We start from the raw sequence: 15,775 nt of genomic DNA on the forward strand, positions 1-15,775 counted from the left end.
ATGGCCCGCAAACGGAAAAAGACAATCATCACCTGCGCCATCACCGGCGCCATCCACACCCCGACAATGTCGGAAGCGCTTCCCTTTACCGCGGAAGACATCGCCGATCAGGCAATCGGGGCTGCCAAGGCCGGTGCCTCCATCCTGCATTTGCATGCGCGCAATCCCGAAAACGGATCCGTCTCAATCGCACCGGATCACTTCAAGGCGTTCCTGCCGGTGATCAAGCAGGCAACGGACGCGGTAGTGAATGTCTCGACCGGCGGCAGTCTAGTGAACACCATGGAAGAGCGGATCGCACCCGCCAAATGGGCATCACCTGAAATGTGCTCGCTCAACATGGGATCGATGAATTTCTCGTTCCATCCGATCGCGGACAGGATCAAGGAATTCAGATACGACTGGGAAGAAGCCTATATCCGCAACTCCGAGGGCTACATATTCAGGAACACATTCGCGGACATCCGCTACGTCGCCAACGAACTTGGCGGAACGCATGGCGTCAAATTCGAGCATGAGTGCTACGATGTCGGACATCTCTACAATCTGAAATTCTGTATGGATGCCGGCCTGTTCAAGGCACCCGTCTTCATCCAGTTCATCTTTGGCATTCTGGGAGGTATCGGACCTGACATCGATAATCTCATCTTCATGAAGCGCACGGCAGACCGGTTGTTCGGTGACAACTATCAATGGTCCGTTCTTGGTGCGGGTGGTGCGCAGATGCCCTTCGCGACCACCGCGAGCCAGATGGGTGGCAACTTGCGGGTCGGCCTGGAAGACAGTCTCATGATCGCACGAGGCCAACTGGCCAAGTCCAATGCCGAGCAGGTCACAAAGATCAGGCGCATCGTGGAAGATCTTGGTTGCGAAGTCGCGACCCCGGACGAGGCACGAGAGATGCTGGATCTGAAAGGCGGAGACCGCGTCGCGTTTTGATATCGCAGCGGAAGGAGAAAAAGCAAATGCCGGAGATCGAACCGAAGAAACGGTATCTCAAGGACCTTGAAGGCCTGCATTTATGGCATGCCCCGATGTCGAGCTGCTCACAGAGGGTCCGTATCGTGCTCGCGGAGACGGGCAAGGACTACACCAGCCATCTGATCGACCTGGCAGGAGACGAGCATGCGTCACCCGAATACCAGGCGATACACCCAAAGGGACTGGTCCCGGCCTTTGTCGACGACGGGCGGCTCTTCATCGAGAGCGTCGACATCATCCAAAGGATCGCCCAGCCCGGCTCCGATCTTGCCAATTCCACTTCGCAGGACCTTTTGCAGTTGGCCGACAAGGCCCAGGTCGATCTGAAGCTGCTGACGTTTGAATTTCTGTTCAAGGGCGTTGAACGCAGTTCGAAGGAAAGTTTCGATGCCTTCCAGGAAAACCATCAGAATGAGTGGCTCAAGCAGTTCCGCCGGGATTACAAGGCAGGATTCGAAACATCCCGCATCGATGCAGCGGTGACGCGGACCGACGAAGCTTTCAGGATACTGGACGACCGGCTCTCGGATGGCAGGCAGTTTCTGGCAGGTGACACTTTTTCATTGGCCGATGTCGCCTGGATGCCGAATGTCCACCGGTTCAGCCTCATGGACTGGCCCTTCGAGCGGGTACCGAACTTACAATCATGGTTTCGCAGGGTTGCCGGCCGTCCGAGCTACAAAAAAGCGCTCCTCGACTGGCAGAATGAAAAAGTGGCCGGAGCATTTGCGCAATACACGGCCGAGCGCCGGATCAACGGTACAGACATCCGGGCATTTGGCAGCTTGAGTGACTGATGACGGCCGCTCAAGCCTTGATATGGCTATGGCAAATCGAGCGGAAAACCTAGGCCGCCAATGCCTGACGCGCCCGGGAAAGACGACTTTTCACGGTCCCGACAGCGACGCCCATCTGGCTTGCGATCTGATCATGGGACAGGCCGGAGAACACGCACAGCTCTAGAACATCCCGTTCCTCAGGTCGAAGACCCTCGATGCTCCTGGCGACATCGCCCAGTTCGACATATTTTTCCTGTGCCGGTGCAAACGAGGCTTGCTCGTACCACTCCTCTATCGGGACATGATGTCCGCGGCGTTCGGTCTTTCGGTATTCGTCGAGTTGCGCATTGCGGACAATGGCAAACAGCCAGCTCCGCAACTTTGTGCCGTGAACAAATTGGTGCCGGTTGCGCAATGCGCGTTCAAGCGCCGTTTGCATCAGGTCGTCCGCACCTTCCGTCGTGCCGGCAATCGATCGTGCGAACCGCCAAAGATGTGGAATTTCCGACTGCAGGTCCTGTGTGAAACTGTTTTCCATCCGGGTCATCTCGCCCTCCCTTGAGGCTGCTTGGGTGACCCGCATGTAATGTTTACTGCCAAACTATTTTATGGACTTCAAAGCAAGTTCATCATGAGTTGATTGCCAATAGAAAAAAACACGATCACATAAGTGCTTACAAGTTTGTTACTTGAAGTGAACAAGAAAAATCCAAAATTTCTAACACCCGGTTTTGACTGAAGAAAATTTGCAATCGCGGGCCCCGCCGCGTTCCCCGGGCGGCACACTTCAACGAATTCACCCAAATTAACCAACGAAACTCTACTCATCAAGTAAAACGTGAAGAGTGACATATATCACATAAATAAAAAATTGGATATTTCTGTAAAAAAATCCAAAATTCTACATTTGTAGTGAGATCATATAATAAAGCATCCATTTTTTTAAAAAAATTCGGAACCTATTACGATCCAGCACGTTCTTATGTTGTAAGCGCAATGCAGACACCGGGTATACGGAAAGGCATCGCGATTACCGAATTCAATTCAAACAGGAGTTTAACCATGCGCACTCAAAAGAAACTGATCACTTCCCTTCTGGCCGCAGTCTTTGTTTCCGGCGCTTTCGTTGGCACGGCGAACGCAATTGATCTCGGCGGTATTTACGGCGACTCCAATGGTGATGAGCCGGTGTTTTTCACCGACAGCCAGCGCAGCGTCAACAGCAGCCAGCTCCGCGCACCATCCAGAAAAGGCAATCGCGCTGATGCAGGTGTTTTCGCAGACTATGCCGACCAGGCCTATGGCGACTTGAACGGCAACACGCCGGTTTCCGTCCGCCGTTTGCAGGCTGACAATGCACGGGCTCTTAGCGCACGTAACTAGGTCGTCAGTATGAGGACAGGAAAAGGATCCTCTGACATCGGCAGCATTTAAAGCGGCCGAGCAAACAGGAAGGTTCCTCGCTGGAGGGATTGTTCACAAGAAAGGGCCACGCTATCTGCGTGGCCTTTCTGTTTTCATAAATGCAATCTGCGACTTACCAACGGATTTGACCCAAAACATAATCAGGTAACGAGCCGGAGCGGTCTCCTGGCTTCCCCGTCGCCATGAGGAACGCGATTGCGCACGGCATGGCGATAACATTTCGCTCTCCTCGGGATTTTACTTTTTCAGCGCTCTATGGCATCGGATAAGCTTGACTGTGTGCCAAATTTCCTGCCGTCCGCTTCTTACAACTGGACAAAGCAAACCAAACCAATTCAACTCCCCACTTGAGTTCACTTCCCGCTGAACCCGGTTTGTTTGAATGTTGCAATTGACTTGAAGGAAACGAGTAACATGGATGCGACCCCGTTTGATTACTCCGATTACCAACCAAAAGGCGACAAGCAAAACTCTGATTTTTTTGAAGAGTATTTGCCGAAGATTTATGCCCGCCGGAAGGAATCAGGCGTGAATGACCTTGTCGGCCAGATGAAGGCAGTCGTCATTCAGGTCGAGGCGGGGGACGGCGTTGCGACGATGGCTGAACTGCACCGGATGACGCCGAACCGCTATCATTCCAGCTATGTCTCCGGCACACATAAATTTCATGTTCTGCACAACCGGCCCGAATTTCCGGCCGTCATTTTGATGGAACCACTTTCCGACGCTTATGAAGACTATATCAGGCGTCTCAACGTGCTTTATCCATCGTCGCGGTCCAAGCCCAACACGCGCTACGTCGGTGAAGTGTTCCAATGTCCGGATACCGCATCACTCTGCAAAACCCTGGAAGCCCAGAGCATCCGTTTCGAGTACCCCGGCGAAACAGAGAATGATTTTTATACCTCAAAGGGTGTTCTGTTCTCCCTGCCCTCGGATTTCACCGGCAACCGGATCGGCTACAGCAATTGCGATTTCAACGACCCTGAAAGTATCGGGCTGGGTGAGCGGCTTGAATTGACCGACGAAGAAAAGGCGTCCCTTCAGGAAGGCATCTCGTTCGCCGAGGAACACGGACTGGACAAACTGATGCTCGGCTACGACCACATGGCAACACGCATACTTGCCGGGGAACGCGAAGACGCGATTCTGGAGTTCCAGACAATGGTCCCGTATTACTTCTGGGGCGCTTACAACATTTCCGACATGAACTCTTCAACCAATGTGAACCGCTGCCCGATCGTGAGTGACGACAAGCAGTCTCCGGCCAAGGTGTTCACCGCCAACAACACGCCGTCTTTCGTCAATTCCTTCGAGAACCTGCCGATGCCGACGGAAAACTTTGTTCGTAATTTCGGCCGCAGAATGCATCACATGGCAGTTGAGATTCTGGATGGCGATCACCCGTCGAATCAGAAAAACGTCGACTATGTCGTTGGCATCCTTGGCCAGCAGGGCGTTCCATTCCTCGCCCATGTGGTTGGCGAATGCAAAGATTCACCCGATCTGAAGCAGATCTTCTCCAAGCACTCGCCACATACGCTGCTGATCACTGAATACATTGAACGCTGCAAGGCTTTCGACGGATTTTTCACCAAGTCGAATGTAGCCGCCCTGACCGCTGCAGCTGGCAGGGACGAGCGCTACCAGCACGGTCACGTCTTCGACTGACAAAGCCTGCGGTTTGCGAGGCCGGCTGCCAGGTCAGCCGGTCAGTTGAGGTCTTTCAACAACCTGCCGTGTTTGCGGGTCTGCTGAATGACATCACCGAAAGTCCGGTAGCCGCGGGACGACAGGATCGGCAACATTTTGCAAAGTGCTTCGGCGGTCGCCTGTGCATCACCAAGTGCGGTGTGCCGGAGATCGGGTGCAATCGTAATGTCGAGACGTCTGCAGACGGCATCCAGCGAATGTTCTTCCGTGTCGCCGAAAAGCACGGCGGACAGGAGAACCGTATCCAGCATGGGATGATCCCAGTTTAGTCCGCATATCCTGCCGTGACGTTTCAGAAACGCCATATCGAACGGCGCATTGTGTGCAACCATCACACAGTCACGGGCAAACCCGTGAAATTTTGTCACGGCGGTGCCGGCGTCGGGTGCATCGGCGACCATGGCGTCCGTTATGCGATGAACTTTCGTGGAGGCAGGTGGTATGCTCCGGCCTGGGTTGACGAGTTGATCCAACTTTTCCCCGGGAACGATCCTGCCTTTGACGACACGAACAGCTCCAATCTGGACGATTTCGTCCTTGTTGGGCATCAGGCCAGTGGTTTCCGTGTCGAACACGACAAAATTCAACTCCTGCAACGGCCTGTCCTCAATCGCGTGCTCCGTTTTGTGCTCGGTTAGGTCGAAATCGTAAATCAGCGGACGCTCCGCATCCGGCGAAATCCTTGCCTTTGTCCCATCCACCAGGATCATGTAGCCGGGCACCTGCCTGAGTTTCTTCAGGCGGAGTTCAAATCGCAGATTTCCCTGGCTGCATTTAACCTGCGCAAGAGCCTCGGTGCGGCCTTCCGAAAGCTTTTCCTGAGCGGCACTCAATTCGGTTTCGTTAAAATAGTCGAAGACGGATGCACTGAGGCGCGGAACATGCACCTGTCCCAGCACATCTGCTGCCTGCCCGTCATAGAGCATGATCCTGTGGTTCGGACTGACCAGAATGATTGCAACCGGAATCTCGGTCAAAAGCATGGCAAGGTGCGCTTTTTCGGCCATCAGACGCGCTGTCTGAATTGCAACCTCATCATCGGTTTCGGCCGATACCCTGGAAAGTTTCCCCGTCACGGCCTGGACCGCGGGTCCCAGGTCTCCAAGAAAACGGGAACCGTGCAAATCGACCATTGCATCGACACCCGCATGCGCACGCGTTCTGATCCCGGCAGCAAGACGATCGATCGGCTTGGCAACATTTTCGTCGAAAAGCAGCCAGATCGTGGTCGTCACGGCCAGGGTCGCAAACACCGAGAGGAAACCCGAAATCAGAAAGGCGGACGTGACCCCACCTTCGTCCAGCCGGCTGAATGCGAAATAGTGCGACAGTCCGACCAGGATCGAGCAAACCGCCGCAGAACCAGAAAACAGCAGAAAGGTGCGCACGCGCAGGCTGAGCGACGTCAACATCATTCCGCTCCGCAGATTGTTGAAACGATGGGATCGTCGGCAGTTACATGGATCCAGTCGGCCCCGGAAACAACACCGCCTTCTTCGAAGGAAATCGCATCGCTCAGCGCGGCGCGCCGATTGCGTGTGCAGTCGGCAAGAACGGTAAGTTTGTTCACCGGAGCCCATCGACCGAAGAAATAGGTATCGGCAAGCCTTTCATTCGGCCGCTCTGGATGGGTACGAATGGTCTCGACATCGATGGCAACAAACCGCTCTACGAATGGTTGGATATAGGTCCAGGGTCTGTAGACGGCTCTGCTTTCAATCGTCTGCGCGATGACGATGCCTTCCGGCAGGGTTTCTTTGGTTCGCGCAAACCATCCATATTCATTCGAGACAGTGGTCACGATCATCGCTATCCCGGCCGCCACTGGGGCAAACCAGCGCGGCAAACGTCCGCCGAGCACCCTGTTCACCAGCATGACGACGCCCGCGGCCGCGATACCGGCGACAAAGGCTGCAATCAACTCGACAAACATATTCTTCCTCCCGCGCGAAACTTCGGTCTTCCTCCCACCGGTTCGCTTCTGAAAAATTCCTAACCCAGCATGCCGCGCCCGTGCCCGATGGAAGACTGCATTGTCTTGACCACGACAAAGGCGTCCCGCAAATGGCTTCGTTCAAAATCGGACAAGGTCGAAGGCTGAAGGAAGTTGTCGGGTTTCTGGCCCTGCTTGATCAGCCCTGCCTGATGAAGCAAACGCGTTTCGGCAATCAGGTCGTAGGCATCCAGCAGATCGCTGCCGCCTGATTGACTGAGCCGGCCGTTTGCCCTCGCTTCCAGCAAACGTGCCTTGGTGTTCACCGCGCTGATCTGACCTTGCAATGCATATATCCGGGCAAGGTCGACAATCGGTACGACACCATTGAGCTTTGTGTCGAGCGTATTCTTGTGCTCTCCGGACCGGATCGTCGCCAGCCCCCTCACCAGGTTCAGTGGTGGATGATGTTTCAGCGAGTTGCTGACCATGTGCGCCACGAAAATGGAATTCGAAGCCGCGCTCTGGAGCGTGTCCTCCTGAAGGTTTTCAAAGAGCTCTTTGCGGCCCCCGATGGGACGTAGATCAAACATCACCGAACTCAGCATCTGCGCCTCCGGATCCGGCGTTTGGATCCAGCCCTCGAAGTAACTCTTCCAGACATTCACCGGTTGGCACCAGCGCGGGTTCGTCGCCATCATGTCCCCCGGGCAATAGATGTAACCGCAGGAATTCAGGCCATCGCAGACGAACGTCGCCAGATCCGCAAAGTATCCGACCCGGTCGTTCTCGCTCGCCGCATCGTCGAGGAACAGGCAATTGTCCTGATCGCTCACACCCGTCTGTTCCTGGCGTCCCTGGGATCCGCAAGCCAGCCAGAGATAGGGCACTGGCGGCGGACCGAGTTTGATTTCCGCCAATGCCAAAAGGCGGCGGGTTACGGTATCGGCAATATCGGTGATCAGCCGCGTGACCACCTCATGTGGGCTGCCGGCGGCCACAAGCTGCAGCAGAAGTTGTGGAATATGGGCTGTGACCCCAGCCATGTCATCAGCGGTCGCAGCACGGGTAACCTGACCAACCATGTCCGCGGAACTGATTGCCTGAAAACGGGTCAGATCGGTCTGCGTCACCATTCCGACGAGCTTGTCTCCCTCAACAATCGGCACGTGCCCGATCCAGCGTTCCATCATCAGGTGCAGGACATCGGTTCCGATCGCCGATGGCGGCAACGTGACCGGGGTGCTTGTCATGACCTCTGACACGGCAGTATCGCCTTGTCGTCCTTCCGCAAGGATCTTGCCCGCAAGGTCGCGGTTGGTCACGATCCCGAGCAGCCTTTCGGCATGATCTGTCACGCATAGCGAAGAAATGTGGCGGTCTCGCATGACCCGCGCGGCTTCCTGGACCGACGTATCGGCCTGACAGGTAATCGGATTTCGCGCCATCAGCGTTTCCGCCAGGCTCGTGGCAAGATCCCTGCCGCGTGTGCTTGATTTGCGCGCGCGGTCGAAAAAGCGCGCAAAGACCTTGTGTTCATCGAGAAGTTTTCGGAAGTCAGCAGGAGGAAGGACAAGCAGAAGTGTGTGTTCGTCCGCCTGTGCGGACGTGACAGCCGTTCCTTCCTTCAGCAACCCCCGTTCCCCGAATGTGTTTCGCAGAACCAGATGGCTGACGACGACATTGTTCTCGTCCCTGACCTTGACCGCCCCTTCATAGATGACGAAGAGACCGGGAAGGGTCTCACCGAACTTGTAGATATGATCGTCGGGCCCGGCCTTGCGAACCTCGAAACGGTTTGCAAGTGCTTCCAGCACCTCATGCGACAGGGCATCGTAAGGGTGCAGGGTTTTCAGAAATCGCAATATCTGATCGACACTTGGCGACATCAGGGTGACCTCGGCAGGAACGGAAATATCCTGCCCGGCAGCAGCCCGGGCAGGACGCGATCATGGTCATGTCGGGCAGCTGCAAACAGCCGCCCGCATTCGTAGTCAGTGATCCTGCGCAACACCGGCGCCGCGGGGAACCCGGACACTTTCAACCAGGTCCTTGATCGCCTGCGGCGTTTCCTTGGTCATGCCTGTGACCACGTAGGCGACAAGGAAGTTGACCGCTGCACCGATCGCACCGAACGACGTGGACTTGATGGGGCCAAGCAACGGATCGGCATCGGTAAAGCTGTTGGTTCCGGGAATGAAGAACCAACCCTTGTGCAGGAAGATGTAGACCAGGGTTACGACCAGGCCTGCCAGCATCCCGGAAACAGCACCGATGTTGTTGATACGGGTCGAGAAGATCCCCATCATCAGTGCCGGGAAGATCGAGGCGGCTGCCAGACCGAAGGCGAGTGCCACGGTTTGCGCTGCAAATCCTGGCGGATTGAGTCCCAGATAGGTCGCAACGACAATGGCAACCGCCATGGCAATCCGTGCAGACAGCAACTCTCCTTTTTCCGAAATCTTCGGATTGTAGGCCCCCTTGATCAGGTCGTGACTTACCGCAGATGAAATTGCAAGCAACAGACCGGCCGCAGTCGAAAGTGCTGCCGCAAGACCGCCGGCTGCCACCAGACCGATCACCCAGCTAGGCAGGTTCGCGATCTCCGGGTTGGCAAGAACGAGAATGTCGCGGTTGAACTTTGTCAGCTCATTGCCCTTCCATCCCTTTTCCTCGGCAAGGGTCTGCATCTCTGCATTCTTGTCGTTGTAATACTGGATCTTGCCATCGCCGTTCTTGTCTTCCCAATCGAGAAGCCCCGTCTTCTGCCAGGTGTCCATCCAGTCGTATTTCGGGTCGTCTGCAATGGCCTCAACGGAAACAGCTCCGCCATTGATACCGCCATTCGGCCACATCATTTCGGTGATGTTGAGACGTGCCATCGCACCAACTGCTGGAGCCGTCAGGTAAAGCAACGCAATGAATACCAGCGCCCACCCGGCAGACCAGCGTGCATCCGACACTTTTGGTACCGTGAAGAAACGCATGATCACGTGCGGCAGACCCGCGGTTCCGATCATCAGCGACAGCGTGAACAGCACCATGTTGAGAGTGTTGGAATGGTGGGCGGTGTAGGAATTGAAGCCAAGTTCCGTCACCACCTGGTCCAGCTTGGTCAGCAGCGGCACGCCGCTGGCAACGTCATCGCCGAACAGGCCGAGACCCGGGATCGGATTGCCCGTGAGCTGAAGGGAGATGAAGATTGCAGGAATTGTGTATGCGGTAATGAGCACCACATACTGCGCCACCTGTGTATAGGTAACCCCCTTCATGCCACCAAAGACGGCATAGGCGAATACCACGCAGGCACCGATCAGGAGACCGGTCGTGTTGTCGACTTCCAGGAAGCGGCCGAAGGCAACCCCGACACCCGTCATCTGTCCGATAACGTAGGTGGTCGAGGCAACGATCAGGCAGACAACCGCGACGATCCGCGCCGTCTGGCTGTAGAAGCGGTCGCCGATGAATTCGGATACCGTGAATTTGCCGAACTTGCGCAGATACGGTGCAAGCAGAAGTGCCAGAAGGACATAGCCACCGGTCCAGCCCATGAGGAAGGAACTGTTGTCGTATCCGGTGAAGGCGATCAGTCCGGCCATGGAGATGAAGGACGCGGCCGACATCCAGTCGGCAGCCGTTGCCATCCCGTTGGTGACAGGATGCACACCGCGCCCGGCAGCGTAGAATTCCGACGTCGAGCCCGCCCGGGCCCATATCGCGATGCCGATGTAGAGCGCGAAGGAGCTACCCACAAACAGCAGATTGATAGTAAACTGATCCATCTGTTCAAATGCCCCTATTCTTCGTCCACGCCGTGTTCACGGTCGACTTTGTTCATCCGGAATGCGTAAAAGAAGATGATCGCCAGAAACACAAGGATCGAGCCTTGTTGCGCAAACCAGAAGCCGAGATCGGTACCGCCGACGGCGATCCCGCTCAGGAGCGGGCGCAGCAGGATGCCGAACCCGAAAGAAACCAGCGCCCAGATCACGAGGCTGATCGAGATGATCCGCATGTTGGCGGACCAATACCCGTTGTTGGATGAATTCTCGGACATGGCATCTCCTCCACTTCGTCCCGTCGTCTTCCGGAAACCGTCTCGCATGACGGCTCCGGATTTCCTGAACAGCTCTCCCGGTGACCGCACTGACCGAAGCAACATGTGTTCGTCGCAACGCACAAAATGAGCGGCCTGTTTGATAACGGGAGGCTGAACGCTAAAGGGTCAATTCAGAAAGGACGAAGCCGGAGAATGGCCGTGATGATACGACAGACACTGATGAATCCGGCAACACATGGCACGACTTCCCCCTTGCCCCAAACCCTTGCCCTGCCCGCCTCACTCGGGATTCACAAGGGTTTCGGGACATCCTTTCAGACCAAACTGAAAATTGACCAGAACTAAGGTCGGGACCCTACCAGCGGCAAAACCGGATTCAACACTACTTACGAATTACGATACTTAGGTATAATCATACGTAACCATACTATTATCTCAACGGATTAATACTTAGGTATATCAATAAAAATTGGCAGAATTCCGCGAATTTTGAGAATAATTCTCCCATTTGCTTGGTCAAATAGGCGCGTGATCCCCAATCAGGCGGAAACAGGACACAGCAGATGCGGTATTCCTATTCTACCAAGTGATAATGCAGCGCAGCATTCTGGGTCAGGCGACAGCGCCGCGAATCCATCGGCACGGTCGATCACAACGGCAGCACGCTGGTTGAGTCACTGTGCTTCCCATCGGCCCGGTAAACACCACTTAGCAGCCTTCATTACGCCTTCGAAAAACGGTAGGCGAACAACGCACGCGCTTGTGAACGGCGAGACAATTGAATTTGGAACCAACGATAAGGTTCTGGAGATACTTGCCTGTATAGTGTGCCGGATGTGCGTATCGATGCGCGAAGTTGACCGGGTTTTTAGGTGTTATGCGTACTTCATTCATTACTTTTTTGATTCTCATCGGAAGCTTTGTAGCCGTTGCGAACCTTTACCCGATACTCTTCACCCGGGAGTTGCCGGTCGGGAAATTCGCCCGTCTCGATACACCCCGCGATGTTCCGGACTTCGAGTTCTCGGATGCGGAAGGGCAAACCTTCAAATTGGCGGATTTTCGGGGCCAGTATCTGTTCGTCAATGTGTGGGCAACCTGGTGCGAACCATGCCGCGAGGAAATGCCCGCGCTTGATCAGCTGACGCGCGATCTGAGCGGTCAGAATATCCGCATCCTGCCGATCTCCATTGATGTCACTGGCGCCGGTACGGTTGAACGCTTTTACCGGCGATATGAATTGCGTGATCTTCCTGTCTATATCGACCCATCCCAGGCTGTCATGCGGTCTCTGAACGTGTTCGGTATTCCAACGACTGTCCTGATCGATCCTGATGGCCGAGAAATCGGCCGAATGCCCGGTCCGGCGCAATGGGACCGTGAGGAGAGCATTCAGCATTTGCAGGAGATCATGAACTAGCAGTGCGCCCTGCAGTGTTTCATCGCACAGAACAGTCGCGGATTTGTCTGCCATAACAGTCCGGCAATTGGATTTTCAGCACACCGCCATGCGAGATTGAATTTACCCTTTGAGCAACGCGAGTCCGAAAATTTCGGATCCGCGGTCCGGTGCGCTGTTTTTCAATCAGAAACAGCATAGTGCGGGGATTGGGGAACGCTTGGCGTTTCCTGAACACCGGCAAACCGGGTCCGGAAAGGCTTCATTTAAATGCCTTCACAACAACGTGTCCCTAACACGTATGTGTGTACCTTGACATTTTACGCTGGGTTAATTGAAGGTTAAACCAAGGGCAGAAAATTGGGCAATATTAAAAACTACCGCTGAAGCGGGATAATTGATTTTTGGAGTGTGCACATGACAGGACTATTTAAAGCCGCAGCGGTCGTTGCGGTTTTCGCGGTTGTCGCGCCCGCAAATGCGGCCCCACTGCCTCCGCTGAATGGCAGTTACGCTGGCTCGTATGAGACCGAGAGCGTCAATACCGGTTCCAATCTTCATACTTTCTGGCTACCGAACTTGCTCCATGGCGCAAGCAGTTATTGGCAATTCGATACCGCAGGTGGGTCATTCAACTACGACGGCTCAACTGCCAAACTGACCGGTACGATCGTCAATAACACGGATTCCACGAAAAAATTCGGCGTCGATGTCAACCTGAACTTCACCCAAAAAGGCGGCCGCACAGCGAAATGCGAATTGGGTGGTGCATGTTCGTCGCTCCAGTATGCCAATCAGGAAAACTTCTTCGAATATTTCAGCTATGGCAGCGCCACGCTGACCGGCCTCGGTATGCTGGCAGGCTTGCTGCTTGATCTTACCGAGGCTCCTGCCGATGGAAAATACCCGCCACAACTCGGGTATGGCGCAAACAACAAGAACATTGACGAGTTCGGCCTGTCCACGTGGTTCTTCTGGAACACGACCGGCACGAACGCGGCATTGAAAAACGCAAGTGGTCAGGGAGATATCAACGTCGAGCTGACCCCGGTCCCTGTGCCTGCAGCCTTGCCGCTGCTTGCGGGAGGTCTTGGCCTGATGACCTTCATGGGATGGCGCAGAAGAAAGATGCAGAGCTGATCTGATCAGCCTTGAGACCGTCCACCATTGTTTAACGGCCCTTCGGGGCCGTTTTTCGTTGCGACCTGATCACTGTCGTTTCCTGCATCCCCCGTCACCGTGGTCAAATGTTCTCCAACTTGTTGCGCGAGGCTCGCTAGTCGCTCCCGGACAATTACTGTCTCGGACAGGACAGTGATTGCTTCGGCTGCAGTGTTTGCTCCGTTTCGCACGAGGTCGTCTTCAATCTGCAGGTGAGCGTTTCGCATTTGAGCTCGTGTCTCTGAGTGAAGCATTCGGTCGAGGGCCTCATTCAGGCCGAAATCCGCCGAATGTCGAACCAGGCACCCAAGCCCCCGCGCCTCTGCATACCGCGCCCTCAGGATCTGGCGATCCTGCTGGGCATGTTCGTTTGGCACCCAGACCGTTGGCAATCCTTCGGCAAGATGTTCCGCAAAGGTATTGTATCCGGCGGCGGCGATTGCGAAATCGAAAGCGCGCAGGAATTTGCCGAACGGATAATCCGTGAGCCGGGTGACCCCGGCGGGCAGGTCAACCTGTGTATCGGCGATCCGCCACTGTGCAACCGTGGCCCCGACACCGTGGCGACCATGCAGATAGGCAAGAGCGCGGGCTGTCATCCTGCTGGTATCGATATTGTTTCCCGATCCGAGCGCAACCAGAACGTTGGTCTGATCAGGATCCAGACCGATTTCATCACACGCGGCTTTACGCTCCAGCAACTCATCCTCGTCGAGCAGCCGCACCGGTGGCACTTGAAGCGCCTGTTCGCGCCGGGCCACCGTCGGGCCATCGTCCCGTGCCCAGGCATGTTCGCCTGGCTCAAGGATCAGGTCGAAGGCAGAGCCGCGTTCCAGTGCGTCCAGATCGCGATCCGGACCCCAGAGCGCTCGCCGGATCCAAACGCGTGCCACACCCGGGCACGAATCCAAAGCCTTCATAAGTCCTGCAAATGGAACGTTGCCGTCAAAGACCACAACACGCGGATCATAGAACTCGATCGCGGTCGTCAGTGCTTCCGCCAAAGCCGCGTTCCAATGTTCTTTCCGCTCGCCATAGGCAGCATGGTAAGGCAGATATTCAGCAACGTATCCGTAGTCACCCACGACATCCACCGCTTGCGAGTGGCTGACAAACACCGGTGTCAGACGGGCGGGCATCCTGCGTGCGACGGCAAGTTGCCGCGTCAGATGGCCAAGTCCGACGCCGTTTGTTGAAAAGAACAGCGCTCGGCCTCCCGGCATTGCGTGAACGGCGGGAGTGTAGGGATTTGGTCGTGGTGCACCGATCAGATGCTGCACACGCTCAACCGCAGATTGGGGAGAATAAACCTTGGCGACCAGATCCTTGCCACTGTTGCGCAGGTCAGCTGCAAGATCCGGATTTTCATGAAACTCGAGCGCGCGCTGGGCCAGTTCCGAAGGTCGCCCGTAGATGGCAGAACCTGCGAAGACGGCTCTGTACTCCGGTTCAAGAAATGGCACGACGCGATTGCCGAGCGCCATCATGGCTTCGGCCGGACAGGGATCGTCAGCGGCGAGATCGGCATTCGCCAGAATGTCTATACTTGCGAGAAAATCCGCAAGATCGATCTGGTCATCCGGCCAAACCTCCATGGGAGCAGATTGCGGCCAGACGGGACGCTCTGCATTCGGTGCTGCGCGCAACCGCCACATGACCTTCGAGACGCGAAACGCGCGTGCGCCCTCTCTCACGGATACCGGCCAGGTCCCTGGTCTTGAACGCGCAATACGGGCCATTCCGACAACCGGTCGCGCCCGTTCTATCGCGTCACGGGAACGAGGCGGACAATCGGGAACCACCGGGTTCCAGTCCCTATCGGTCGCTGGCCAATGGGGCACAAGCGCAGACAGCGCATCGCGGCTGAGTCTTGAGTTCGGCGCCCAGACCACCGGTCCGCCAAGTGCCTCGCGAGCATTTTCAGCGACACATTCACGCTCTTGCGCAGTCAAGGACGCCAACGCTGCCGGGCGCTCGAGGGTAACGATGCGATGGTCTGCTTTGATGCGGCAGGCCTGGTCCCAGGGCTCTGCAAACAGACGAACGTCGAATGAAAGCGCAAGCGCACATTCCACAATGGCGCCGGGAGCAAGGCGCGTTATGCGATCTTCTTGGAACAGTCTGTGATAGCGAGGGTCGACTGAATAGGCATCCACCTCGATCGTGGAGGGTGCTACCGGCAATACGCCGACGCTGTATCCCGCAGCAACGAATGCTTCGAGAGCAGCGGCATGCAACGGCGCGGCGACGTCCCCTTTGCGGATATCTGCAAATGCACAGATATCAAGCCGGACAGCTGCGGAGCGAGCCAATTACGCGTTTCC

At 55.7% G+C, this 15,775-nt stretch carries 14 protein-coding genes; 7 read left to right on the forward strand and 7 right to left on the reverse strand.

Annotation, left to right across the window (positions count from 1 at the left end; genetic code table 11):
• Both ACO6TI_RS27250 and ACO6TI_RS27255 read left to right on the forward strand, forming a co-directional pair.
• Entirely contained in the window at positions 1-939 is a 939-nt protein-coding gene (locus ACO6TI_RS27250) for a 3-keto-5-aminohexanoate cleavage protein (RefSeq protein ID WP_422383760.1), read from the forward strand.
• Between the two features lie 26 nt (positions 940-965).
• A complete protein-coding gene (locus tag ACO6TI_RS27255) occupies positions 966-1,778 on the forward strand; it encodes a glutathione S-transferase family protein (protein ID WP_422383761.1) in 813 nt (270 codons plus the stop codon).
• Positions 1,779-1,827: 49 nt separating this feature from the next.
• Here ACO6TI_RS27255 and ACO6TI_RS27260 read toward each other — a convergent pair whose 3' ends face one another.
• Complete coding sequence (locus tag ACO6TI_RS27260; protein ID WP_158705504.1) at positions 1,828-2,307, reverse strand: RNA polymerase sigma factor; 480 nt, start codon at positions 2,305-2,307, stop codon at positions 1,828-1,830.
• A gap of 515 nt (positions 2,308-2,822) precedes the next feature.
• On the opposite strand from ACO6TI_RS27260, the gene ACO6TI_RS27265 reads away from it, so the two are divergent.
• Positions 2,823-3,143 carry a hypothetical protein gene (locus tag ACO6TI_RS27265; protein WP_055117512.1) on the forward strand — a complete coding sequence of 107 codons (321 nt, stop codon included), beginning with the start codon at positions 2,823-2,825 and terminating at the stop codon, positions 3,141-3,143.
• A gap of 570 nt (positions 3,144-3,713) precedes the next feature.
• Positions 3,714-4,856: a hypothetical protein gene (locus ACO6TI_RS27270; protein WP_209003687.1), complete on the forward strand. Its 1,143-nt coding sequence runs from the start codon at positions 3,714-3,716 to the stop codon at positions 4,854-4,856.
• 41 nt (positions 4,857-4,897) lie between these two features.
• Here ACO6TI_RS27270 and ACO6TI_RS27275 read toward each other — a convergent pair whose 3' ends face one another.
• The 5 genes from ACO6TI_RS27275 to ACO6TI_RS27295 all read right to left on the reverse strand — a co-directional run bounded on the left by ACO6TI_RS27275 (position 4,898) and on the right by ACO6TI_RS27295 (position 10,888).
• Positions 4,898-6,313: an exonuclease domain-containing protein gene (locus ACO6TI_RS27275; RefSeq protein ID WP_209018538.1), complete on the reverse strand. Its 1,416-nt coding sequence runs from the start codon at positions 6,311-6,313 to the stop codon at positions 4,898-4,900.
• On the reverse strand, positions 6,310-6,831 hold the full coding sequence (locus tag ACO6TI_RS27280) for a hypothetical protein (RefSeq protein ID WP_196877222.1): 522 nt from the start codon (positions 6,829-6,831) through the stop codon (positions 6,310-6,312). The genes ACO6TI_RS27275 and ACO6TI_RS27280 overlap by 4 nt, the downstream gene beginning before the upstream one ends.
• A gap of 59 nt (positions 6,832-6,890) precedes the next feature.
• On the reverse strand, positions 6,891-8,720 hold the full coding sequence (locus tag ACO6TI_RS27285; RefSeq protein WP_422383762.1) for a DUF294 nucleotidyltransferase-like domain-containing protein: 1,830 nt from the start codon (positions 8,718-8,720) through the stop codon (positions 6,891-6,893).
• 105 nt (positions 8,721-8,825) lie between these two features.
• Complete coding sequence (locus tag ACO6TI_RS27290; RefSeq protein WP_055117521.1) at positions 8,826-10,613, reverse strand: sodium:solute symporter family protein; 1,788 nt, start codon at positions 10,611-10,613, stop codon at positions 8,826-8,828.
• A 14-nt stretch (positions 10,614-10,627) separates the two neighbouring features.
• The gene (locus tag ACO6TI_RS27295) at positions 10,628-10,888 is read right to left on the reverse strand and encodes a DUF4212 domain-containing protein (RefSeq protein ID WP_029060977.1); all 261 of its coding nucleotides are present in this window, start codon (positions 10,886-10,888) and stop codon (positions 10,628-10,630) included.
• A gap of 204 nt (positions 10,889-11,092) precedes the next feature.
• Between ACO6TI_RS27295 and ACO6TI_RS27300 the strand changes: the two genes are divergently transcribed.
• The 3 genes from ACO6TI_RS27300 (at position 11,093) to ACO6TI_RS27310 (ending at position 13,430) form a co-directional block, all read left to right on the forward strand.
• Complete coding sequence (locus ACO6TI_RS27300) at positions 11,093-11,236, forward strand: hypothetical protein (protein ID WP_158510407.1); 144 nt, start codon at positions 11,093-11,095, stop codon at positions 11,234-11,236.
• 532 nt (positions 11,237-11,768) lie between these two features.
• A complete protein-coding gene (locus tag ACO6TI_RS27305; protein WP_196999705.1) occupies positions 11,769-12,311 on the forward strand; it encodes a TlpA disulfide reductase family protein in 543 nt (180 codons plus the stop codon).
• Positions 12,312-12,707: 396 nt separating this feature from the next.
• Positions 12,708-13,430 carry a hypothetical protein gene (locus ACO6TI_RS27310; RefSeq protein WP_422383763.1) on the forward strand — a complete coding sequence of 241 codons (723 nt, stop codon included), beginning with the start codon at positions 12,708-12,710 and terminating at the stop codon, positions 13,428-13,430.
• A 5-nt stretch (positions 13,431-13,435) separates the two neighbouring features.
• Here ACO6TI_RS27310 and ACO6TI_RS27315 read toward each other — a convergent pair whose 3' ends face one another.
• Positions 13,436-15,763 carry a glycosyltransferase gene (locus ACO6TI_RS27315; protein ID WP_422383764.1) on the reverse strand — a complete coding sequence of 776 codons (2,328 nt, stop codon included), beginning with the start codon at positions 15,761-15,763 and terminating at the stop codon, positions 13,436-13,438.
• Between the last annotated feature and the right edge of the window lie 12 nt (positions 15,764-15,775).

Source organism: Roseibium album (assembly GCF_965233825.1).
Lineage (GTDB): Bacteria > Pseudomonadota > Alphaproteobacteria > Rhizobiales > Stappiaceae > Roseibium > Roseibium album.